Source organism: Colwellia sp. 20A7 (assembly GCF_009832865.1).
Lineage (GTDB): Bacteria > Pseudomonadota > Gammaproteobacteria > Enterobacterales > Alteromonadaceae > Colwellia.
Window position 1 is genome coordinate 1,753,655 of the sequence record NZ_CP047130.1, and the last position, 23,668, is coordinate 1,777,322.

Genomic DNA, 23,668 nt, shown 5'->3' on the forward strand with positions numbered 1-23,668 from the left:
AGAGCTAGCGGTATTAGCTAACTCTCTAACTTATTTCACTTGAAGGTTATTAACGTATACTTCAAGACACGAAAAACAATCAAAAAAAAGCCCTTATCATCGAGATAAGGGCTTTGTATTGAAATATTCAATTTAACAGCTCAATTTAGCTTAGTTTTCCAATATCATCACTAATGATCTTAAAATTAATACTCACTAACACAAAACTAATTTCATCACTTTGAAGCGAATATAAGTCACTAGAACCCAACTAACTGATTTCAGATAAACTGAAGCTATCATTCATACATCATTTATATCAAGGGTGACAAAAACAGCACCTTTAGTGTCCAATGTTATGTCATTAGAATCTTCTGCCCATAATGTTTCTGTACTTAAAGCACTATGGGTAACAAAACTTGATGCAACACAAAGGCCTATCAAGCTTTAATTTATTCTACTATTGCCGAGAAGCTGACTTGTTTTTACCTTATTCGTTCTCATTTAATCTCTCCAAGTTTATAATCATTATTTTTTAAAAGTTAAAACTTATTCTGAACTTTACATATTGCATTACTGTTAAAAAAACGTAAGTAACTAGTTAAGGTTGATTGGGTAGCCAATATATAACGCTTAAATCATTACTTTTAATGATTTATAATAATTTTCATTTTAACCATCGACTTTAGGTTTCAATATAACAATGATAGAAATAACTAACTTTAAGCATGAAAACCTCAGCATTAAGCAGTGGACAATCACTAACAATGAAACTTGGTGTGTTTTGGGGCGAAATGGATCTGGCAAAGAGTATCTTGATCAATTATTAACAGGGGAATTATCTGATTACACAGTCGATCATTTCCACTTACCTACGCCGAATAAAGTTGGAATAGTTTCTTTTGAAGCACAACAAGTTATTTATGAAAATGAATTAAAAATGGATGCGACAGATTTTACTGATAGTAATGATATAGGTACGCAAGCGAAGAACTTTCTTCCTCAAGATAAGTTAACTGACCCATTAATCACTCAATTTGGTTTAGAACATAAATTAGAAAGTGGGTATCGACAACTTAGTACTGGAGAAGGGCGAAAGTTACTTATTTTACAAGCAATACTCAGTGGTGTTGATTTATTGGTGTGTGATAACCCGTTTGACAGTTTAGATGAAGCTTCTTGTGACGCACTATCAACAATATTAGCATTATTACCACAACAAAATATTAATGTCTTACTGATTTTAAGTAATCGTCAAGACATCCCAACTTGGTGCCAGAAAGTTGCTTTTATTGAACGTGGACAACTTGATGTTATAGGCGAATTTGATAATGAAGAAACAAAACGTCAATTAGATGCTTTACTTACACCGAAACCCGATAACCTTGAATGGCCGAAATCGATTAATTCATTGTCTGATTATGAACATCCATACATAGTTAAATTAACTAATGGTAAAGTACACTATGGTGGCGTGAACGTATTTGAAAATCTAAATGTTACGATAAAGCCCTTACAACATACGTTAATAACAGGTAAAAATGGCAGTGGAAAATCGACATTAATGCAGCTTATAACGGGTGATTGTACACAATGTTATAGTAACGATATTGAAGTATTAGGCTTTAAGCGTGGTTCAGGTGAAAGTATCTGGCAACTAAAAGAGCATATGGGCATTGTTAGCTCCGAGTTCCATCGACAATATCGGGTAAAAGGAGAGCTCTTAACTGTAGTTTTATCAGGTTTATTTGATTCTGTAGGTTTATATCAAAAACCTGAAAACTATCAGATTGAAATAGCTCAAAAGTGGCTGGATATGGTGGGATTATTGTCATGTCAGCATGCGATGTTTCAAGAGTTAAGTTATGGTGAACAGCGATTAGCTTTAATTGCTAGGGCGCTTGTGAAATCGCCTTATTTATTAATATTAGATGAACCTACACAAGGTTTAGATGAAATTAATCGTCATAGAGTGCTTAATTTCTTAGAAATATTGGTTCAACAAAAGCACAGTACGTTGATATTGGTGAGTCATCGTAAAGATGAGCATTTACCTATATTCACACAACATATCTCATTATAAGGTTTTCGGGCGATAAAGTGACTATTTACAAGTTATATTAAGAGATTTATTAATATAACTTGTAAACTGGTATGCTTTGTGTATAATGCGCACCCTCGATGAAGGGATGTTGATTCAACCGATTTTTATATCAAAGTAAAATCAACAAAATGATAGATAACACTTAATTTTAAAAATAGTGTTCAGCTTATTAGTCATATTCTTAAAGAAAGAATCTCAAAAAACTAATAAGCTCATCGATATGAGTAGGGGTTTTCCGCCCAATAGACTTGCCCAGCTGAACATTTCGTTTTCAGCAGAAATATAGCGTTCCTACGCTATGCGCTTTAAGTCTTCCTGGTGGTTTCCTCGTATGATGTACGCAGGTTAAGACTTAGCAATTTAAAATTTATTCAATTCAGTACACTTTCCATAACAATGTTATGTGTGAAGGTGAGCTATTCTTTGTTCTTTATTTTTTGCTAATTTTTCTTTATTAGAAGTCTTTCTATAAGTGTCTTAGAGATGCTCTAAACACCTGCCTTAAAATGATGATAATTAAAATGACTGAACAAACAAACACAGAAAATAATAATGAACAAACTAATGATGCAGTAGAAAAACTAGCTGTTACCTTTGACTCTTTAGGTCTACCTCAAGACTTATTAACAGCAGTTCTTTCTATTGGCTTTACTTCTGCTACAGATATTCAAGCACAAACTATTCCTCCTTTATTAGCAGGTAAAGATGTTCTAGGTGAAGCACAAACGGGTACTGGTAAAACGGCTGCGTTTGGTTTACCTGCACTAGCAAAAGTAGATACTTCAATTAAAAAACCACAATTAATGGTTTTAGCACCTACACGTGAATTAGCTATGCAAGTAGCTGAAGCCATTGAATCTTTCGGCAAAAACATGAAAGGTTTACGTGTTGCTACATTGTATGGTGGCCAATCTTACGGTCCACAATTTCAACAATTAGAGCGCGGTGCGCAAGTTGTTGTTGGTACACCTGGACGTTTAATGGATCATTTACGTCGTAAAAGCCTTAAATTAGATGATTTAAAAGTATGCGTACTTGATGAAGCTGATGAAATGTTAAACATGGGCTTTTTAGAAGACATTCAGTGGATTTTAGATCACTTACCTAAAACTACACAAATGTGTTTATTCTCTGCAACTATGCCTCCAGCCATTCGTAAAATAGCGAATCGCTTCTTAAAAGATCCAGAGCATATTAAAATTGCAGCAGTTAAAAAAGCTAAAGCTAACATTACACAGTATGCATGGAAAGTAGGTGGCATTACTAAAATGACCGCTTTAGAGCGTATTGCTGAAATTGTTGATTACGATGCAATGATAATTTTTGTACGCACGCGTAATGATACTGTTGATGTTGCTGAAAAATTAGAGCGTGCGGGTTACCCTGCATTAGCCCTGAATGGTGATCTTAACCAAGCACAACGTGAGCGTTGTATTGATCAAATGAAATCAGGTAAGTCATCAATATTGGTAGCGACTGATGTTGTTGCTCGTGGACTAGATATTCCTCGTATTTCTTTAGTTATTAACTACGATTTACCTGGTGATCATGAAGCTTATGTTCACCGTATTGGTCGTACAGGTCGTGCTGGTCGTGAAGGCATGTCAATTGCTTTTGTTCGTCCACGTGAAATGTATTCATTACGTCACTATGAGCGTTTAACCTCAGGCACAGTGAATATGTATGAATTACCAAACATACAAGAGTTAGGTCAAAAACGTGTTGAACGTGCTCGTGATGAAATAGCTAAAATTATTGAGTCAAAAGAATTAACTGCTATGCGTGAAATTGTTGAAGCAATGGCAAGTGAATCTGATATGTCGATGACAGATTTAGCTGCTGCGTTAATATACCAAAAGCAATTAAAACAGCCATTCCAACCGAAAGAAGATCCTAAACCACGCCGCGATGCTCGTACAGATACTCGCTCAGAAGGTCGTGGTGAGCGTAATGGTCGTGATAGAAATGACCGTGGTAGAGATTCTCGTCGTGACGCTAGATCAGATAGCAGAGGCGATCGTAACAGCCAACGTGGTTCACGTGATGAGAAGCCGCGTAAAGCAAAAGTAGATCGTAATGATGTTGATTGGCAGACTTACCGTTTAGAAGTTGGTAAAGAACATGGTGCTCGTCCAGGTGACATCGTTGGCGCAATTGCTAATGAAATTTCATTAGATAGCAGCTACATCGGTGCAATAAACTTGCATGACAAGCATAGCTTTGTACAGTTACCTAAAGGTATTCCTGATGATTTATTTAAACAATTAAAAGGTGTACGTGTACGTCGTCAACCTTTAGCTATCACAGCTTCAGAAGAACAAGTTGAAAGACAACAAGCTCCACGTCGTCGTAGTGAACGTCCACAACGTCAAAACTAATTTGTTGTAATTTATTACTCAATAGAAGGCGCTTTTAAGCGCCTTTTTTATTGCCTGTAAATAATTAAGTACATCCTCTATCAAGCCTATACATAGATTTGCTTTATATTTGTTCCATTTATATGGAATTTAACGTAAATATTCATTTACGTACACTTTACTTTTACTGTTGAACATAGCCTTCCGTAATAGCTAAATCCTCTAGATAATGAAGTTATAACAATAAGCGCCTTACTTAATTTAATAAGGTGTAACAATTTCAAAATTAAGAGATTATAAAATGAATAGCACAACATTAATCAATCATAATCCGTTAAAACTATGTGGCATAGAATTTATCGAATTTGCCAGTCCCGACTCTGATTTTATGGAGCAAGTTTTCTATGGCTTTGGCTTTTCAAAGACTAAAAAATTCAAAGGCCTTGATATAGATTACTTTAATCAAAATGATATTCATTTCTTGCTTAACAGAGAAATAAAGGGGTTTTCAAAAGAGTTTGCTACTAGCCATGGACCCGCAATTTGTTCAATGGGGTGGCGTGTTGATGATGCTGGCTTTGCTTTTAAAGAAGCGCTTAAACGTGGTGCAAAGTCAGCTAAAAATGAAATAGGTAAGTTACCTTATCCAGCCATTTTTGGTATTGGAAAAAGCCTAATTTACTTTATAGATAATTTTATCAAAGAACAAAAAAAGGAAAGTAAAAACAAAGGGAATATATATGATATTGATTTCGACACTCATGACTCACCTGTTTTAGTAGAAGATAAAGGGTTCTTAGCTGTAGATCATTTAACTAATAATGTTTATCAGGGCACTATGAGTGTATGGGCTGATTTTTATAAAGACATTTTTGGATTTACTGAGGTACGTTATTTTGATATCAAAGGTATTAAAAGTGCGTTAATTTCTTACGCCTTACAATCACCTTGTGGAAAATTTTGTATCCCTATTAATGAAGGTAAGGGTAATAGTAATAATCAAATTGATGAATATCTGGATGAATATAATGGCCCAGGTGTACAGCACTTAGCTTTTATAACCGATGACTTAGTGGGTTCTTTAGATAAGTTAGATCGTAATATCGTTGAAACATTGCATATTGTGCCAGAATATTATGACGAAATATTTAATCGTGTTCCTTGGATTAAAGAAGATAAAGAAAAAATTAAAGCGCATCAAATATTAGTTGATAGCCAAGCTGAAAATACTTATTTACTACAAATTTTTACTAAAAATTTGTTTGGGCCTATTTTTATTGAAATGATTCAGCGGGTAGATGATCAAGGTTTTGGCGAAGGTAATTTCTCTACTTTGTTTAAATCTATTGAGTTAAATCAAATGGAGCGAGGCACGTTATAAACTTTAATATTTTATATGTAGCAGGATGATGATGTATTGTCGTCATCCTGCTTTGTATTTTATTTATTACTACTTACAGAAACATTCAAGTCTTTTAAAATACCATCACGTAAATTATAAACTACCCCATGTACGGTTACATTTTGTTCAGCAAGCCATGCACTACGTAATATGGTTGTATTTGAAATATTAGCGACTTGTTCAATAACATTAAGCTCACAAAGTAAATCAATGCGCTCTGCTTCACTTTTAACATCATTTAATTTAGCCTGATTAAAGCGATATACATCTTGTATATGGCGCAACCAGTTATCAATTAAACCATGGCTTTCATCATGATAAGCAGCATGAATACCACCACAACCATAATGACCACAAACAATAATATCTTTTACTTTTAAAATTTCTACAGCAAATTGGATTACCGATAAGCAATTAAGATCCGAATGAACAACTTGGTTGGCAATATTACGATGAACAAATACTTCTCCTGGTAGCATGCCCAATAATTCATTTGCAGGTACGCGAGAATCCGAACAACCTATCCATAAATATTTAGGTGATTGTTGCTCGGAAAGACTTTTGAAAAAAGTAGGGTTGTCTGCTGTGATTTTGTCAGCCCATTGTTTATTATTTTCAAATAAATGATCAATTGTGCTCATATTTGTTGGTTACATTGATTGAGTTAAGTTATCCACATTTTATGGTAATAACTAATTTAGTAAAAGATATTTATGGTATTACCAGTAGAATAATACCTAGCTATTATCTTAAAGGTGTATAACAGCGGAGTGAGGCTCGACATGGTTAAAAGTTTTAACTATGTCGGTAAAGATCAATAATTCACTATTTATCTTTCTCTTCTTCTTCCTCTTCTTTGTCTAACTCATCATTACGTTTTTTGACTTTTTCTAGTTGCTCAGGAGTTAAGTTAAATTTTTGAGCCGTTTTTCTTATAAAATACACGCTGCCAATTATTGAACCTAATGCTATGACAGTTATAACTATTCCAAATAATGACATAAAACCTCTTTATTGAATTTTATCCTAATAGCCATTGTTAAATAGTAATAATAAAACAGCTCCTTAACAAATTACTTATTTTTTAAATAAACATAATAATCAGTACTGTTGGATAAATGTATGAATGAAAATTTAAGTACAAAGCTTATTTTAACTATGATGGTCATAGTCTTTGCTTTAGCTATTTTTTTTACCCGAATCGATAAGTGAATATAACGTATTTGTTATTATAATAATACTTGTTATAACTTATGTTATACCAATCTCACTAACTATGTGATCATTCCTACTTGCTAAAATCGCCAACTACATCGTTATTTATTTAATAATTAGAACAACTAGTTATTGAAATAAATGCCTTGTATTTGGCAATTTTTTCTACGTATAAAATTGTTCACTTAATTAATGAAACTGGTATTACCTTTTCAAACTTCTCTGTGTGCTCAAGAACAACATAACTCAACCGTATCAATTAATGAGGATATGGTGGCATTATTGTTACTCAGTAGCGAGGTAAATGAAGGACTAGCTTTTGTTACTAAACATGAAAATTTAGAAGAGAAACATCTACAGAAGTAGATATTATCTTAACTCGTCTTTGTGTTTAGTGTTAATTATCAGTGAAGATAAATGGATTTTTTTAGAAAGGATCTTTTAATATTTTATCGATAATCCATTGATTTTTATCATTTTGAATTAAAGAAAGACGCTTAACATCTTTTATAACGTCTTCATCTTGATAACCAGATAAATAAACGGTTACTTCAGTTGAATTTTTAAATATTTCTCTGATTTTTATGCCAGAGACATCAGGCTCTATTTGTGTAACCCTATCATATGACATGTTAAACAAGTGCCTGGCAACAGATTGTGGTGTTTTATAGTGCAGTAACAAACGAGCTAATTTAGGTGAGCAAGCAGAAGCGGCTTTAATAATATTTTTCTCGTTATATATGGCTTCAAAAAAAGCAACGGCGACAAGCTGTGGATCATCAGTCTCGATAATTCTGTCTTCATCGCTACAAGCAGGAAGAAAAATGATAAACATGAATATTAAAGAAAGTGTCTTATACATAAGGTAAAACTAACTAAGCCAACTAACGAGTATTAATCTTAGCATAAACGCAAACTTGATAGGCTATTCAATAAAAAAGGTGCCGAAGCACCTTTAAAAGATAAAGTGAAATAAACCGTTATTTCACTAGCTTTACTAAATATCTATAAAGCTTATTGTACTAATTCTTTTTCTGAAAAAGTATCACTAAATAAAGCACTAGATAAATAACGCTCTGCTGAGCTTGGTAGAATAGCAACAATAACTTTACCTGAGTTTTCTGGTTTTTCAGCAAGACGTTTAGCAGCCATTACCGCTGCGCCAGATGAAATACCTGCAAGAATACCTTCTTCTTTCATTAATCTATGAGCCATAGCCATAGATTCATCATTTGTTATTTGTTCAACACCATCAATTATATCTAAATCAAGGTTACCAGGAATAAAGCCAGCACCAATACCTTGAATTTTATGAGGACCAGGTGTTAGATCTTCACCAGCAAGTTTTTGTGTAATAACAGGTGAATCTGTTGGTTCAACGGCAATACTTTGAATTGCTTTACCTTTTGTTAGTTTGATATAGCGGCTAGTACCAGTAATCGTTCCGCCTGTACCTACACCTGCAACTAAAATATCAATAGCACCATCAGTATCACGCCAAATTTCAGGACCCGTAGTTTTTTCATGAATTTGTGGGTTAGCTGGGTTGTCGAACTGACCTAATAAAACATATTTTTCAGGGTTAGAATCTTTAATTTCTTGGGCTTTAGCAATCGCACCATTCATACCTTTAGCGCCGTCAGTTAATTCAACTTTTGCACCTAAAGCAGTTAATAATTTACGACGTTCTAAACTCATCGTACTTGGCATAGTCAACGTAATACCGTAACCTCGAGCAGCAGCAACAAATGCAAGGGCAATACCTGTATTGCCACTGGTAGGCTCAACAATTTCTTTACCAGGAACTAATAAACCTTTTTCTTCTGCGTCCCAAACCATACCTGAGCCAATACGACATTTAACACTAAAGCTAGGGTTTCTTGACTCTATTTTTGCGTAAACTGTTGCTGTAGGAGTGCCTTCACTGTTTTTACTAGCGATTACACGGTTAAGTTTTACCAATGGAGTATTTCCAATGGAGGTTGAATTATCTTCAAATATATTAGACATAGCGGGATCCTCTGACTTCTTTCACATAAGTATATTTGCTAAGATTAGTCCTTTATAACAGAAAAAGAAGTGATATTTTGTTATAACTTATATGCTTTTATGGAATAGATATATACTTTTCTAGTATTATTCAAAAAGTGTAAAGTAAGCACACCACTATTATTATAAATTATTGGAAATTACATATGAACGCATTTCAAGGTACAACCAATTATATAGCATCAAAAGATCTTCAATTAGCTGTAAATGCTGCCATTGCTTTAGAAAAGCCATTACTAATAAAAGGTGAGCCAGGAACAGGCAAAACGATGTTAGCAGAAGAGTTAGCCGCTAGTTTAAATGTAGAACTTATTCCGTGGCACATAAAGTCAACGACTAAAGCCCAGCAAGGGTTGTATGAGTATGATGCGGTATCTCGGTTAAGAGATAGTCAGTTAGGTAATGATAAAGTTGAAGATATTGGCAACTATATTATTAAAGGAAAACTGTGGCATGCATTTACTGCAGACAATCGTCCGGTATTACTTATTGATGAAATTGATAAAGCTGATATTGAATTTCCGAACGATTTATTATTAGAGCTTGATAAAATGGAGTTCTTTGTTTATGAAACACAAGAAAAAGTTGTTGCTAAGCAAAGACCTATTATTATTATTACATCAAATAATGAAAAAGAGTTACCCGATGCATTTTTACGTCGTTGCTTTTTCCATTATATTAATTTTCCTGAAAAGGATGAAATGCAAGCCATTGTTGATGTTCACTTTCCCAAAATAAAACAAAAGTTATTAGATGAAGCCCTTGCTTTATTTTTTGATTTACGTGATATGCCAGGACTGAAGAAAAAACCATCTACATCTGAATTAATTGATTGGCTAAAATTATTACTTGCCGAAGATATTTCAGAAGAAGTTTTACATGAAACCAGACAGAAAAAAGTGATTCCACCATTACATGGTGCTTTATTAAAAAATGAACAAGATGTTCATTTATTTGAAAAACTTGCTTTTATGAACCAGCGCAACCGTTAATCGAAGGCTGAAATTCTTATGTTAATTGATTTCTTTTGTAAAGTACGAGACTACAAAGTGCCTTGTACATTACGTGAATTGTTAGATTTGCTACGTGCGTTAGAACAGGGCGTTGTGTTTGCTAGTATTGATGATTTTTATAGTGTAAGTCGTACGATTCTTGTTAAAGATGAAGCGCATTTTGATAAATTTGACCGTGCTTTCGCTGATTATTTTAAAGGCGTGGCATCATTAGAGTTAGATTTGTCTGAAATACCAGAAGAGTGGCTTAGAAAACATTTTGAAAAACAATTAAGTGATGAAGAAAAAGCAAAAATAGCTGCTTTAGGTGGCTTAGATAAGTTGATGGAAACGCTCGCTGAACGCCTGAAAGAACAAGAAAAGCGTCATCAAGGTGGTAATAAATGGATCGGTACTGGTGGTACATCTCCTTTTGGTGCTTATGGTTATAACCCAGAAGGTGTTCGTATTGGGCAAGATACCTCTAGGCATCGTAAAGCGACAAAAGTTTGGGATAAACGCCAATTTAAAAACCTTGATGCAAATGTTGAAATAGGTACGCGTAATATGAAGGTTGCGTTGCGCAAGCTACGTCAATTTGCTCGCACTGGCAGCAGTGAAGAGCTTGCGCTTGATGACACTATTGCCGCGACAGCACGTAATGCAGGTTATCTAGATATTAAAATGAAACCTGAACGCCATAACGCCATTAAGGTACTGATGTTTTTTGATATTGGTGGCTCAATGGATGATCATATTAAAGTGTGTGAGCAATTATTTTCTGCAATGCATGGTGAATTTAAGCACTTAGAATTTTTTTATTTTCATAACTGTCTTTATGAAACTGTTTGGCGTGACAACAATCGTCGACAAAGCGAAAAAATAGACTTATTGCAAGTGCTGCATACCTATAGTCGAGATTATAAAGTCATTTTTGTGGGAGATGCCACTATGGGACCCTATGAAATTACGTATCCTGGCGGTAGTGTTGAACATTGGAATGAAGAAGCCGGTAGTGTGTGGATGAAAAGATTAACTGATCATTTTGATAAAGTTATTTGGTTAAACCCTCAACCGGAGCCGCAATGGCCTTATTATGCTTCTATACAAATAATGCAGCAACTTGTAGAGCGTAAAATGTATCCGTTAACGCTGGCTGGTTTAGGGCAAGGTATTAAAGCCTTAATTTAGGTTAACTTAAATTAACCTAAATTATATTTATTAACTATTTAGCCCAAGCATAACTGATTTTTGTAAAAAAAGTTCTATCAGTTCGGGTTAACTTAGTTAAATCTTGATCTTGATAGCTATTGTCTGAATAACCTAAGAAAAATACAGTTTGGGGGTTAAGCTTATAAGCATATATTAATTGTGTCGATAACGCTTTTATGTTCTCAGAGCCTGAGTATTCAATATTATCATAGACCAAACTGAGCTTTAAATAACTGAGTACATCAAATTGATAAGATAGGCGTAGTTCTGAAATATTGGCGATATAAACATTAACATCATGATCATCTTCTTTGGCATCTAATTTACTGTAGGTTTGATAAAAATCAAATTCTAAATGATCAGTAATGAAAACAGTTAAATTACCCGTGGCTTCTATCAAGTCGCCTAAACGGTCATTGGAATAATCAATTTTATCACCAACAATTACATTAAGTGATAGATAGGTACGGTTATTTACATTAGCACTTGAGTATAATTGGAGCTGATCCTCGTTAAACATTGAAGTATTACCATCAATATCGGTTAAACTCTTGTCGTAACGAAGCCCAACCCTTTCACCATGAATGAAATCGATTTCAAATATGGATTGTAGGGGACCGTCAATACTAAAGCTTGCTGTTAACTCTCGCTCTATCAGCTCATTATTTACATTATGAGCAATTTTCCACTCTCCTGATATTCCCGCTTCTTGCCAGTAACTGTCTTGGTCGGAATAAAAGGTTCTTTTAAGTAATACTTCGTTTGTTTTTATATCTGTTTTGGGGATATAGCCTAAATCAGCACGAAAGTCTGCGCCTATACTTTGGTGTTCTAAGTCGAGCAACCAATATTCGGAGTGGTGATTAAAGTTCACTTTAAAAGCTTGATCATTCAAGCTGCTATTATTTAGTTCAACGTATTTAGGGGCATTATTTGAGAATATAATGTCAGAATATTCGCTATCAGAGCTTAATAGTTGTGCTTTAATAGCATTTGATTCTGATAAACGATAACGTGCATCAATTCCTGCAACATAGTTATGGTAGCTATCTGCTGAACGAAATGTTGCTATAGAGCCAACGGTTAAATTTTCATTAAAGTCATAACGATAACGTAAAGCACTAGAGTTGTTCTTCTTATCTAAAGTGACTAGCCTAGAGTTTAAATTACCGGGGAGCAGTATATTCGTTTCAGTGTCATTAGCGGTGAATACACCGTAACTATGCTTATCTATACGGCCTGTGAGTTTAGCACCAAAGTCTGGATCAGCAATATTTCGCGTATATATCAAGTCAAAATCACTACTAAAATAATCGCTATTATCTAAGAAAAAAGCACGCTTTTCTTCATAATATAATGAAAAGTTAGTATTAACGCTAAGTTGTCCACTATCACTCTCTACTGTAGAAAAATCAGGATTAATCGTTGCATTTAGTAAGTTATTCGTATTTATTCCCCAACGTAAATCAAGACCAACTTCAATATCATCTTCTGTAACCCAACCATTCGTTGGATCATCATTAGCTAAATAAACATCACGAAATTCATCTCTAGTTGCTGTAAGTGTTGGTGTTAATCTTACATTCTTTCCTATTTTAGTTTTTTTAAAGCCTTTCGCTTCAGGGTATTGGCAAAGCCAGCAGGGGTTATCTCTATTTAATGGCACATGAGAAATACGTAAATTGGTATCTCTTGGGTAAGTTCTAACTAACTCAATGGCCCATTTTTTTTCTTGGCCATCACTTTTAAAGTTTAATATATTATAGGGAATCGCTATCTCTACTTGATAGCCTTGTTCTGTTATTTTACCAAAAGAATACCAAAGACCATCCCATGAAGTATTGCCTTCGCCAGTAATTTCATTAAAAGTAGCATCATTTTGTACACCATAAGGGTTAACAAAGAATTCATAATTTAAGCGACGATTATTATGTGTATCAAGCTTAATACCTACCAAGTCATGAAACCAGGCATTATCACGGTCAGTTAAGAAGGCTTGTATTTTTTCAGGGTTAGGATCTATTGCAGTAAATGATATATAAAGGAACTCACCATTTTCCACAAGTTTTGCGGTTGTTTTTACCGGGCTAGGAAGGTTATCCCATGGACTATTTACAAGGTTTAGCTCTACAGAACGTGCGTGTATCCACAAATCATCATTGAGTTCTCCATCAATATTGATTTTACCTTCGTAATAGGGAATATCTATAGGTTGAACTGTTATTTCATTTTTTTGTTGTGTGTTAAATGCTTGAACTGCTGAAGTTTGTGATATCAGTATAAAAGCAACAAAAAGCACAAATAAGTTATTAAAACTTAGCTTTTGCATACATCATCCGTAAATTTATTATTATTATGAATTTAAAATACATTATGTATTTCAAATTTATCCCTATAGCTGTTAATAACTGTTAATTTATTCCATAGTCTATAGTAGGTTAAGTCTAACAGTACAAATTTTGAGGTAAATTGTTACAAATTTTATTCGTTAACACAATGTTTACTTTTTTTGACTATTTAGATCGTTCAATAGAGAGTAGTAAAACTCAAATGTTTTCCATTTTATTGAGAAAAAAATCAATAATCATTGATATTGTGTTGCAGTATTTAACTAAAAAGTTAATATTGCTAACGTTAGTTCACCCTTATAATTTCACGAGTTTTAAATGCCCTTATCGATAATTGATGTTTTTGCCTTGTTCACGTTTATCCTATCTTGGTTTGGCTATAGTTGGTTTGCTCGTAGAAAAGCAAAAAGTACCGACTGTTTGGCACGTAGTTTACATCAACATAGAATTCACTGGATGCATGAAGCTATTACTAAAGAGATGAGAGTAGGTGAAGCTTCATTATTATCAAATTTAGAGCGTAATATAACGTTCTTTGCCTCTAGTACACTATTAGTTTTAGCGGGTTTATTAACGCTTTTTGCTAAAATTGAAACCCTAGACATGGTTATTTCATCCATGCCTTATGCTGATCATACTAGTCCTTTAATGATACAACTAAAGTTAAGTTTGCTTACTTTCATTTTTGTTTTATCATTTTTTCAATTTACTTGGTCTATGCGCCAATATGGATTTGTTAATGTTATGATGGGCGCTGCTCCTATTGATGTTTCAGGTCAAAATGAAAATCTAAAGTCTTATGCAAAACAAATGGCTACTGTGCAGGATCAAGCAGCTCACTCCTATAATTATGGGCTTCGTTCATACTATTTCGCTTTAGCTGCAATGTGTTGGTTTTTTCATCCTGTTTTATTAATTTTAATGAGTGTATGGGTTGTGTATACCTTATATACACGTGAATTTAATTCAAAAGCAGTAAAAGCAATCACTGAAGGACAAAGATTATTGAAAATTGAACGTGACACTAGAATGCAAAATAAGGCCAAGAGGTGAATAAAAAAACCTCTAAAAAATATCAGAACTATTCTGTAGGCGATTTTGATAACTATGACTGCTTAAAACTATCAAAAAAGTTTTATTTAATTTTAATTTTTTTACTACGTGGTTATCTCGTTTGGTTGATGTCAGTGACTAATATGCGTGATAGAGTGAGTATTGTATCTTGGATATATCCTGAAAAATCTCTGTTTTATTTTAGCTTGTTTTCAGGAGCTATTGGTTTGTTTGTTTTACTAATTATCAGTTTACGCAGACCAGAAGCAAGCTCATGGGTGCAAACAAGCTGGCGACATTGTCGAACAATTTTAAGCGTTGCGCTATTATTTGATTTACTGACCCATGTGATTGGCTATTTTTATTGGCAACTTTTCTCATTAGAATGGCTTATAATTCAAACTATAATTACATTAACGTTAATTTTACTTTGTTACACTAGCGAGAGGTTTAAAATTAATCTCTCGGAATTTCCACAGAAAATGCCTGAAAAATAACTTCATCAAAAGAATTAGAGATATTTATAGTGAACTTAAGCAATAACCCTATTGAGAAAGCAACAAGAACCGACACTAAAGTAGAAGAGCGGTTAATTATTCTTGATACGGAAACAACGGGTATTAACCCAAGAGAAGGGCATAGAATTGTTGAAATTGGCTGTGTAGAAATGATCAATCGACAATTAACAGGTCGAACGTATCATGCCTATATAAAACCGATGGATTCTCGCGGAGAAGTCTTCGTTATGGATCAAGAAGTTATTAATGTTCATGGCCTAACGAATGAATTTTTAAATGATAAACCTATCTTCTCGCAAGTTGTTGATGAATTTATAGACTTTATTCGTGGTGGAAATTTGGTTATTCATAATGCCAAATTCGATGTTGGCTTTATGAATAATGAATTTTCTTTATTGAATTTTGCTGAACGCTCTCGTAATAAAGTCCCTATGACGGAAGATATTTGTACGGTTACAGATACGTTAAAAACCTCAAAAGATGAATTTGGTTCGCCTAAAACCTTAGATTACTTAGCTCGTTTTTATAAAGTTGATAAGTTAATTGATCGTACTTATCACGGGGCTTTGATTGATGCCCAACTACTTGCTTTTGTTTATATTGAAATGACACGCAAGCAGTCTACATTTAATCTTTCTGTTGGTAATAATAGTGGTGGTGATGCAAATGAAATTAGACGACTGAGTCCGGATAGAGAAAAATTAAAGGTTATTGCCGCTACTGTCGATGAAAAAGAAGCGCATAAAGAAAGATTAGACGTTGTTAAGCAAAAAGGGGGAGAGCCACTTTGGAAATTACCAAGCTACTAGCATTTTGTTTCCTGTTACTGATGAGTGTTAATGACGCTTTTTCACAAGAGGTAACAAAAGCAGAAGTACAAACCATGGAAAAAGATGGTGATGTATTTGATAGTGAGGAAAAACAGCTAACAAAGCGTGAAATAGACTTTTATCAAAGTGATAATATAACCAATGAAATACCTTATTTTGATAATCGATTTCATATTGATGCTGAACTTGATGAAATAACACTGATATTTTTCAGAGTGCGGGGCAGTAAGCCCATAATTCTAGTACAACCGGATGGCAAAAAAATACGTGTCAGTGATGATGATCCTGAAACGGTAAAATGGCATGACGACAGTACTTTTGACATGGTACAAATTAAGAAACCTATGCCTGGTCCTTGGCAAGCAATCGGTGATATTTTACCTAAAAGTAAAATATTAATTGTGTCAGAAGTTAAAATTGAAATAGAACCTTTTCCAAACGTTTTATTATCTGGAGAAACAATAAAAGTTGTTGGTAAGCTATTCAATGGCAATAGAAATATTGAGATTTCAGAATTTAAAGAGGTTGTTGAATTAGATGTTAATTTTTTTAGCACCAACAATTCTGATTATGCTAATTTTGGCGCAGATGCCCTTAAAGTAAGTTCGTTTAGTGATAATGGCCGGGGGCTGGATGAATATGCAGGAGATAATATTTATACTGGTGAATTCATTTTAGATTTTGCTCCAGGTGAGTGGCAACCAGTTTTTGTTATAAAGCTCCCTTTAATGACAAGAGAACTTCGTTATGAGCCCATTATTTTACATAAAGCACCCGTAGAAATTTCGGTAGTGCCAGCAGAAAATGAGACTATGCCACATAGCTTAGTGTTGACTATTGATCCTACTTACGTCGATCCGAGCAGCTTAGTTTTTCAAGGAAAGATAACCTCACCTGATAGACATACAAGACCATTTTCAATTGTTGATGATGAAAGCATAGAAAATCCTACCATTAGAACTAAAGGTTTCCCTTATACTGAGCCAGGTATTCATCGTGTGACTTTGGATGCTTTTGGCCGGACGATAACAGGACGTGAATTTCGTTTAGCTGTACCTGAGTTTTCTTTCAATATTAGAGAATTCATCAATGAAACCGCAGAAATACCAGAAAGTGATTTACTGCTTGATCAACAAATGAAACTTGCTGAGAAACAAAAAGATGAACTGGCTGATAAAATAGAGCAACAACAAAAATTAGATGAAGAAAACAATATGAATACTATTCTTATTATTGCTGTCGCTAATATTGTTATTATTTTGTTCGCTGTTGCTTTGTTTTTCTTTATACGTAAGAGAAAAGTTAACAGTTGATTATGTACTGTCGGTAATTTTTTACAAGATTAAAGCGCAGCCATTAGGATTGGGTAAAGTTAACTTAGACGATGGTAGTTGGGTAACTAGCTTTACTTGTGAAGGTTACGCATCGAGTCTACTACTGACATCACTCATTTAGGTGGCTGGTAAGCTTATACTCATCAAGATAAGTAATTGCTCGGACTTATATATCAATAAAAGGGGGCAGAGCTTTTACTTTGCACTCTTTTATTATAGTTAAAACCAAGCTTTTAAAGATGATTTTTAAGCATAAATCTTCAAATAAAAGCTTTAAACTTAAGTTTTAATTTAAGCTTTCAAGTATTGTTAGCCTTTAATCGTTCGTAATAAGTAAACCAAAATATGTTTATCTACGTATAATCTATTACTGTAATTTTAGGAGTAATGATAATGTTCGGAATATTTAAGAAAGATCCAATTAAAAAGTTAAATAAGGCTTATGAAGCTAAACTTGAGCTAGCGATGAATGCACAAAGAAGTGGTGATATTAAGTCTTACGCTATGATTACCGCTGAAGCTGAAATCATTAGAGAAAAAATAGTAGTGTTAGAAAGTTCTACCGCAGATTAATGTGTTAATTATAAATAATAAACAGTTGGTTAAATCAATAAGTAACGAAGGACAACCAACTATTCTTTATGTTCTCAATACAACGAGATTGTTATAGTGAGAATGTTATAGAGAAAATTTATTAAAGCTTAATTTCACTAATCTGAATTTGAGGTTGTATATTTGTGAAATTAGCAAGATCAGCCATGATAGTCTCAGCATGAGGCCCAAAAGCTTCTTGAAAATTTTCAACTGAATCAAATGTCATATGTGCCATTGCAATAAAGGCAGGCTCTTCCCCAGGAGCACCTCCAGCGATGCCTGAATCAATAGCTACATTCTTTAAGGCACCTCCTAATAGCTCACCGACGAGTGGAATATGTGTTTTACAGTAATAATTCATGTCGAAAGTTCCATCTAAAGACTTTGGATACATCACGCTAACTTTTATCATTATTTTTATCCTTATAGCTTATATTTATTCAAGGGTTTAGAATATTGCTAACGCTAAAATGCACGTTAACTTTTAGCTTTTTATTTGAACGCCTCATGGATAATACACTGATATAATTTACTATTACAACTCATTTTTTGAGCAATAATAAAGTCAGGCTGAAGCTAAAAATGCTATTTTTTATATTGTCGATATAGATTTTACACTTGTATCATGATTGTTATATTTAAACAATTTGATAAATGAGTATAGAGAAAAAGAACATATAAAATAGCTATAGATAGAGCTAATTTGTATCAGTTTTTTCATTATGCAGAAGCGAACTAGGTACTGTCTTTTTCTTCGTGTAATACAATATTCACAAGTTTATGGACGATAGGAGACACAATAATGATGGCTGGAAATGCAACGAGAAAAGCAAAACTCCAAGCGTTTAACCAAATATCAATGATGTTGCTAACCATACCTACGTTAAAAACACTGATAACAAAAGACATAATACATGACATGAGTAATGCCATAAAAAAAGAAAATACTATTTTGTGATGTTTACGTGAAATCATTGAGTTACTCGGTATTGGTATGACGCCTTATTAATGGCGTAAAATAGTTGGCTAAAATAATCGATGAGTGAGCAAAAGCCAACTATTTTTTTGTTTCTGTTTTATTTAGTTTACAATATATTAGGATAATTCATTGTAAACTATCCTTGAATCTAAAACATCGAACCGAAACTTTTTTAAAGAGTAATAATGAAGATCGAACAATACAATAATGATAACAACGAACGAGAAGTTATTTATTTTGCCGGTGGATGCCTTTGGGGCGTACAGGAATTTCTTAAGCATCTCCCGGGTGTTTTTGAAACGGAAGCAGGTCGAGCTAATGGTTTAACTGATAGCACTAAAAGTAGTTATGACGGTTACGCAGAATGTGTAAAGGTAACTTTTTCTCCAAACGCAGTTAATGTTAATGAACTTATTGGTTATTTTTTTGAAATAATTGACCCTTATAGCATTAATAAGCAAGGGGAAGATATTGGCAAGAAATACCGAACAGGTATATACAGCAAACAAAGCCGCCATCTCAAAAGCGCTGCTCAGTTTATTACGCGTCGTGATGATGCGGATCAGATTGTTGTTGAAATATTACCGCTTGTTAATTATGTGAAAAGTGACGAGGAACATCAAGAAAGGCTAACTCGCTTCCCGAATGATTATTGTCATTTACCTAAAAAAATATTACACAAATATAAGTAATAGTAATGTTTTTCATTTGTTGAATATTCGAATAAGTTAAGCGTTACTGTAAGTTATTGTTATAAATTACGATTATTATAAAATATTATAGGTAAAGCTTGTTATGAATTCTGCAGTAATAAGTTAATAATGAATGTTATGCATTAACGAGTAGTATTTCTACACTCTCATCAAAATCTAATAACCCCAATTGATAACCTAGGCTAACTAGCATCAGTAATTTACGTTATTATTATTATTATAATGTTTCTTATATGAACAGATGTAAACCGTATGCTGTTTGGGTTGGTTTACATCTGTGATGTTTTAGTGACTCCTATATAATGCTCATTAACATAACGATTACTTTCTAACTGAACCCAGTATTATTTACGGTATTTCTGCTGGGATGTTTCAATAATTAAGTTCCGCTTTATATTAGCAATCGAAGTAAGACCTTCTTTGCTAATGACTTATGTGCTTAAAAGAAAGTAATCATTTTTATCAAGAGAGTGAATAGAGAATATTAACATGATTCGAATTGTAAAAGTTGCCTTACCTGCTTTGTTGTTTAGTTTATCGACTTCTGTATTAGCATCTGATATTAATCAGGAAAAAAATAATGATGCAAACAATGAAGTAAAAAATGATGTTGAAAAACCAAGTCCTGATATTGAAAAAATTATGGTGGAAGGTTCAATTACGGCTAATAACAAACCTGTAGGAACTTTTGGTTCGCCAGTGTCAAACCTAGAATATGATCCTCGCGTAGATCTTCAGTCACGTAACATGGCAGAAGCTCAAGCCGATGTAACGATTCGTGGCGGAATTTTCGAAAATACAGGTTTTAGGGTGGGTAGTGCTACTTTAGTTGATCCACAAACAGGGCATTACTTTGCAGAAATCCCTATTGCTCAAGAAATGTTAGGAAATGCTAATGTATTTACTGGTGCTGATAATGCACTTCTTGGCATGAATAGTTCTGTAGGAACAGTATCTCGTGAATGGAAACAGATAAAAACTGCAGGTAGTGCTTCAATTGGGGCAGGTAATAATAATTCTAACCTTCAACGTATACATAGTGCAGTTAGTATAGAACTTGAAGATTTCACTGATTGGTCTATCGGTTTTGAAGGTGAATATTCGCGCTCTGAAAGTGATGGTACTATAGAATTTGGTGATCACGACTTTCAACGGGCTTCTGGTCGTATTCAATTAGCGGGTCCATCATCTCAAACTGATTTGTTTTTTGGTTCTCAAGAAAAGTTTTTTGGCTGGCCAAATATGTATACGCCATTTAATGTTAATGAAACGGAAGATATTAAAACAAAATTATTAATACTGAATCATAAACAGCATTATGCTCAAGACAGCACATTTGAAGTCTCTGCTTACTACCGTAATAACAACGACCATTATGTTTTTTCTCGTGAAAATCCAGAGTCATTTGAATCTTTCCATGAAACAGATGTTAAATCGATTGGGTTATCTGGTCGTCATGCACAAACAACAGCATTTGCATTAAATTACTCTGCGCAGTTTATAGAAGACAATATTAGATCAACGTCACTTGAGAATAACTTTACCTCTCGTACTTATTACAAATTTAGTGTATTACCTGAGTATCGAATTGAGTTACAAGATGAACAACAGTTATCTTTTCGTTTGGGTGCTGCTTTTGATGATACTAACCGAGATGATTCACAAGCTTCATTAATTGGTGATATAACATGGAATACAGTCAATGCTGATGATACTTCTCAAACACTTTATATTTCCTATGCCGAAGCGAGCCAAGTAGCAGGTTATACCGCTATTGGAGGCAGTAATACCGGTGGATTATTTAGAAGTAATTATGAGCTTGAGCGAGAAACGACTAAAAATATAGAGTTAGGCTTGGCTTTAGATCGAGAAACTTGGCGCTTAGATTCTGCTATTTTTTATCGACAAGATAATGATTTAACCGATTGGACTTACAGCCTAACTTCAACGTCTGCTCGTACTGCAAACCCGGTCGACATCGATACATTAGGTGTAGAGCTGATTGCGATAAAGCGTTTAGAAAATGCCGAAATAATTACTAGTTATACCTTTCTTGATAAATCTGAAGACTATGGCCTTGCGGATATTGATGCTAGCTTTTATGCTTTGAACTTTCCCGACCACCGTGTAACCTTAGGTGTTATCTGGCGTCCTACTAGCATTGTTGAAGTTCGTGTTGATAATGAATGGCGCAAACAAGAAAAAAATATTCTTCGCAACGGAGATGAAGATGCTTTATTTACACACCTAACGGTAAAAATATCTCCTTCACAAATTAAAGGTTTAGATATTATGCTTGCTGCTGATAACCTTTGGAATGAATCTTTTGAAGAAGTGCCTGGTACGCCTGGCCGTGGTGAACAATATACTATTAGTGCTACTTACCATTGGTAACATTGTAAAGGCATAGTGTAACGCCCCCTATTCATTGGATAGGGGGTAATAGTTTTAAGCAGTATTTGAATAAGATGCAATGGTGTATTTATTAAAGTAGTTAATGAATATGTTGACCTTACTTATAGAGATTTTTGATGATTTATTTAGTGATCACCACGTTGATTTGGGCTTTTTCTTTTGGTCTTATTGGTAATACGCTCAAAGGTATTGATCCACTTCAAATTGCCGATACTCGCCTATTACTTGCGCTAATCGCTTTTCTTCCTTTTATCAAGCTGCGCAATACTAATTGGCAGGAGAAAAAGCAACTTATACTACTGGGTGCTCTTCAGTATGGTGTAATGTATACCTGCTACCTTTCTGCTTTTCGTTATTTGCCGTCGCATTTGGTTGCGCTATTTAGTGTACTTACACCACTTTATATAGTTATTATTAACGATCTTCGACAACGCAGTTTTACCCCTTGGTATTTAATAGCCACTATTCTTTCTGTGTGTGGTGCAGCTATTATAAAAATGGGTAATATAGACTCAAACGAAGTTTGGTTAGGATTTGCTCTAATGCAAATAGCTAATATCGCTTTTGCTTTTGGGCAAGTTTATTATCGTGATTGGAAACAAAAACGACCACATATTAGCGATAGTTCTATTTTTGGATTTTTATATTTTGGTGCAGCTATTTTTACTATGCTTGCAACACTATTAATTTCACAGAAACCACCTTTACCTTTAAATGCCACAGCTGAACAGTGGTTCGTTCTAGTGTATATGGGAGTGATTGCTTCTGGGCTTAGTTTCTTTTTCTGGAATAAAGGGGGAACTCAGACAAGTGTGGGGGTATTAGCCGCGTTTAATAATGCTGTTGTTCCACTAGCGATGTTTGCTTCTTTATTTGTGTTCGGCGAAGCTAAGGGGGGAACACCTGAAGAGTTAGTTAGGCTTGCTATTGGTTCCATTTTTATTGTTGCAGCGCTATTTATTGCTAAACGTAGAACATAATTTTATTCGCTGATTTGATGATAAGGCTATGGATTGCGTGATAATTATCGTACTTTGGCAGATTTTATTTTAAACAAATATTGCTATACTGCTCTTATACAGAAAAATAATAAACTACTTGAATGAAATTTACGATAGGTTTTAGAAGCGTAACGCATGAAGATTTAGATTTTTTATTAATTTTAAGAAAAAAATCAATGTCTAAGCATTTAGCTAATGCGAAAATAAAGCTAACTAGTGAACAACACCTTGATAGAGTGAAAGAGCACTATTACGATTCTCACATTATTTTAAGAGATCGCAAACCAATAGGTTTGTTAAAGCTTGGTATAGTTTCCCTTAACAATACAAGTAAAAGCTTACACATCAGGCAATTACAAATATTGCCTGAATATCAAGGGAAGGGTATTGGTAGTAAAGTGTTAACGGTAGTTAAAAAGAAGGCATTACAACTTCAGCTACCTATAACCCTAAATGTATTATTAAAAAACCCTGCTAGAGGGCTTTATTTACGCCATGGCTTTCAAATTGAAGGAAAAAACAAAATAGAATTTCAAATGCGTTGTTCACTTGATGTTCTCGCTAGTTAGTTTA

General features: G+C 34.0%; 22 protein-coding genes. 15 read left to right on the forward strand and 7 right to left on the reverse strand.

Going from position 1 to position 23,668, the window contains the following annotated elements:
• The first annotated feature begins 682 nt into the window (after positions 1–682).
• From GQS55_RS07570 to hppD, 3 genes are all read left to right on the forward strand, one after another.
• Positions 683–2,062 (forward strand): ATP-binding cassette domain-containing protein, encoded by a 1,380-nt coding sequence (locus tag GQS55_RS07570; protein WP_159819403.1) that lies wholly within the window; start codon positions 683–685, stop codon positions 2,060–2,062.
• Positions 2,063–2,604: 542 nt separating this feature from the next.
• Positions 2,605–4,461, forward strand: a complete 1,857-nt coding sequence (locus GQS55_RS07575) for a DEAD/DEAH box helicase (protein ID WP_159819405.1) — start codon at positions 2,605–2,607, stop codon at positions 4,459–4,461.
• Positions 4,462–4,741: 280 nt separating this feature from the next.
• A complete protein-coding gene (gene hppD, locus GQS55_RS07580; protein WP_159819407.1) occupies positions 4,742–5,821 on the forward strand; it encodes a 4-hydroxyphenylpyruvate dioxygenase in 1,080 nt (359 codons plus the stop codon).
• A 59-nt stretch (positions 5,822–5,880) separates the two neighbouring features.
• Here the strand turns inward: hppD and can are convergent, their stop codons facing one another.
• The 4 genes from can to cysK all read right to left on the reverse strand — a co-directional run bounded on the left by can (position 5,881) and on the right by cysK (position 9,067).
• On the reverse strand, positions 5,881–6,483 hold the full coding sequence (gene can, locus GQS55_RS07585; RefSeq protein ID WP_159819409.1) for a carbonate dehydratase: 603 nt from the start codon (positions 6,481–6,483) through the stop codon (positions 5,881–5,883).
• A 184-nt stretch (positions 6,484–6,667) separates the two neighbouring features.
• Positions 6,668–6,844: a DUF2897 family protein gene (locus GQS55_RS07590; RefSeq protein WP_159819411.1), complete on the reverse strand. Its 177-nt coding sequence runs from the start codon at positions 6,842–6,844 to the stop codon at positions 6,668–6,670.
• Between the two features lie 640 nt (positions 6,845–7,484).
• Complete coding sequence (locus tag GQS55_RS07595) at positions 7,485–7,892, reverse strand: hypothetical protein (RefSeq protein ID WP_236559792.1); 408 nt, start codon at positions 7,890–7,892, stop codon at positions 7,485–7,487.
• Between the two features lie 179 nt (positions 7,893–8,071).
• Entirely contained in the window at positions 8,072–9,067 is a 996-nt protein-coding gene (cysK, locus tag GQS55_RS07600; protein ID WP_159819415.1) for a cysteine synthase A, read from the reverse strand.
• A gap of 185 nt (positions 9,068–9,252) precedes the next feature.
• Here cysK and GQS55_RS07605 point away from each other — a divergent pair, with 185 nt between their 5' ends.
• Both GQS55_RS07605 and GQS55_RS07610 read left to right on the forward strand, forming a co-directional pair.
• Positions 9,253–10,098, forward strand: coding sequence for an AAA family ATPase (locus GQS55_RS07605; protein ID WP_159819416.1), 846 nt, complete (start codon positions 9,253–9,255; stop codon positions 10,096–10,098).
• 18 nt (positions 10,099–10,116) lie between these two features.
• Positions 10,117–11,289 (forward strand): vWA domain-containing protein, encoded by a 1,173-nt coding sequence (locus tag GQS55_RS07610; protein WP_159819418.1) that lies wholly within the window; start codon positions 10,117–10,119, stop codon positions 11,287–11,289.
• 34 nt (positions 11,290–11,323) lie between these two features.
• On the opposite strand, the gene GQS55_RS07615 is transcribed toward GQS55_RS07610, so the two are convergent.
• Positions 11,324–13,639, reverse strand: a complete 2,316-nt coding sequence (locus tag GQS55_RS07615) for a carbohydrate binding family 9 domain-containing protein (RefSeq protein WP_159819419.1) — start codon at positions 13,637–13,639, stop codon at positions 11,324–11,326.
• 337 nt (positions 13,640–13,976) lie between these two features.
• On the opposite strand from GQS55_RS07615, the gene GQS55_RS07620 reads away from it, so the two are divergent.
• The 6 genes from GQS55_RS07620 to GQS55_RS07640 all read left to right on the forward strand — a co-directional run bounded on the left by GQS55_RS07620 (position 13,977) and on the right by GQS55_RS07640 (position 17,966).
• On the forward strand, positions 13,977–14,711 hold the full coding sequence (locus GQS55_RS07620; protein WP_159819421.1) for a DUF599 domain-containing protein: 735 nt from the start codon (positions 13,977–13,979) through the stop codon (positions 14,709–14,711).
• Positions 14,708–15,208, forward strand: coding sequence for a DUF2919 family protein (locus GQS55_RS07625; RefSeq protein WP_159819423.1), 501 nt, complete (start codon positions 14,708–14,710; stop codon positions 15,206–15,208). The genes GQS55_RS07620 and GQS55_RS07625 overlap by 4 nt, the downstream gene beginning before the upstream one ends.
• A gap of 29 nt (positions 15,209–15,237) precedes the next feature.
• Positions 15,238–16,038: a DNA polymerase III subunit epsilon gene (gene dnaQ, locus GQS55_RS07630; protein ID WP_236559793.1), complete on the forward strand. Its 801-nt coding sequence runs from the start codon at positions 15,238–15,240 to the stop codon at positions 16,036–16,038.
• Positions 16,017–17,372: a TIGR03503 family protein gene (locus GQS55_RS07635; RefSeq protein ID WP_159819425.1), complete on the forward strand. Its 1,356-nt coding sequence runs from the start codon at positions 16,017–16,019 to the stop codon at positions 17,370–17,372. The genes dnaQ and GQS55_RS07635 overlap by 22 nt, the downstream gene beginning before the upstream one ends.
• Positions 17,329–17,514, forward strand: coding sequence for an allophanate hydrolase-related protein (locus tag GQS55_RS20275; protein ID WP_442872177.1), 186 nt, complete (start codon positions 17,329–17,331; stop codon positions 17,512–17,514). The genes GQS55_RS07635 and GQS55_RS20275 overlap by 44 nt, the downstream gene beginning before the upstream one ends.
• 272 nt (positions 17,515–17,786) lie before the next feature.
• Entirely contained in the window at positions 17,787–17,966 is a 180-nt protein-coding gene (locus tag GQS55_RS07640) for a DUF6435 family protein (protein ID WP_159819427.1), read from the forward strand.
• A gap of 121 nt (positions 17,967–18,087) precedes the next feature.
• Here the strand turns inward: GQS55_RS07640 and GQS55_RS07645 are convergent, their stop codons facing one another.
• Both GQS55_RS07645 and GQS55_RS07650 read right to left on the reverse strand, forming a co-directional pair.
• Complete coding sequence (locus tag GQS55_RS07645; RefSeq protein ID WP_159819429.1) at positions 18,088–18,399, reverse strand: EthD family reductase; 312 nt, start codon at positions 18,397–18,399, stop codon at positions 18,088–18,090.
• 323 nt (positions 18,400–18,722) lie between these two features.
• Positions 18,723–18,962, reverse strand: coding sequence for a DUF2798 domain-containing protein (locus GQS55_RS07650; protein ID WP_159819431.1), 240 nt, complete (start codon positions 18,960–18,962; stop codon positions 18,723–18,725).
• Positions 18,963–19,151: 189 nt separating this feature from the next.
• Here GQS55_RS07650 and GQS55_RS07655 point away from each other — a divergent pair, with 189 nt between their 5' ends.
• The 4 genes from GQS55_RS07655 (at position 19,152) to GQS55_RS07670 (ending at position 23,664) form a co-directional block, all read left to right on the forward strand.
• Positions 19,152–19,658 (forward strand): peptide-methionine (S)-S-oxide reductase, encoded by a 507-nt coding sequence (locus GQS55_RS07655; protein ID WP_159819433.1) that lies wholly within the window; start codon positions 19,152–19,154, stop codon positions 19,656–19,658.
• Positions 19,659–20,168: 510 nt separating this feature from the next.
• Positions 20,169–22,073 (forward strand): TonB-dependent receptor plug domain-containing protein, encoded by a 1,905-nt coding sequence (locus GQS55_RS07660; protein WP_159819435.1) that lies wholly within the window; start codon positions 20,169–20,171, stop codon positions 22,071–22,073.
• A 137-nt stretch (positions 22,074–22,210) separates the two neighbouring features.
• On the forward strand, positions 22,211–23,074 hold the full coding sequence (locus GQS55_RS07665) for an EamA family transporter (protein ID WP_159819438.1): 864 nt from the start codon (positions 22,211–22,213) through the stop codon (positions 23,072–23,074).
• 122 nt (positions 23,075–23,196) lie between these two features.
• Positions 23,197–23,664 carry a GNAT family N-acetyltransferase gene (locus tag GQS55_RS07670; RefSeq protein ID WP_159819440.1) on the forward strand — a complete coding sequence of 156 codons (468 nt, stop codon included), beginning with the start codon at positions 23,197–23,199 and terminating at the stop codon, positions 23,662–23,664.
• The last annotated feature ends 4 nt before the right edge of the window (positions 23,665–23,668 follow it).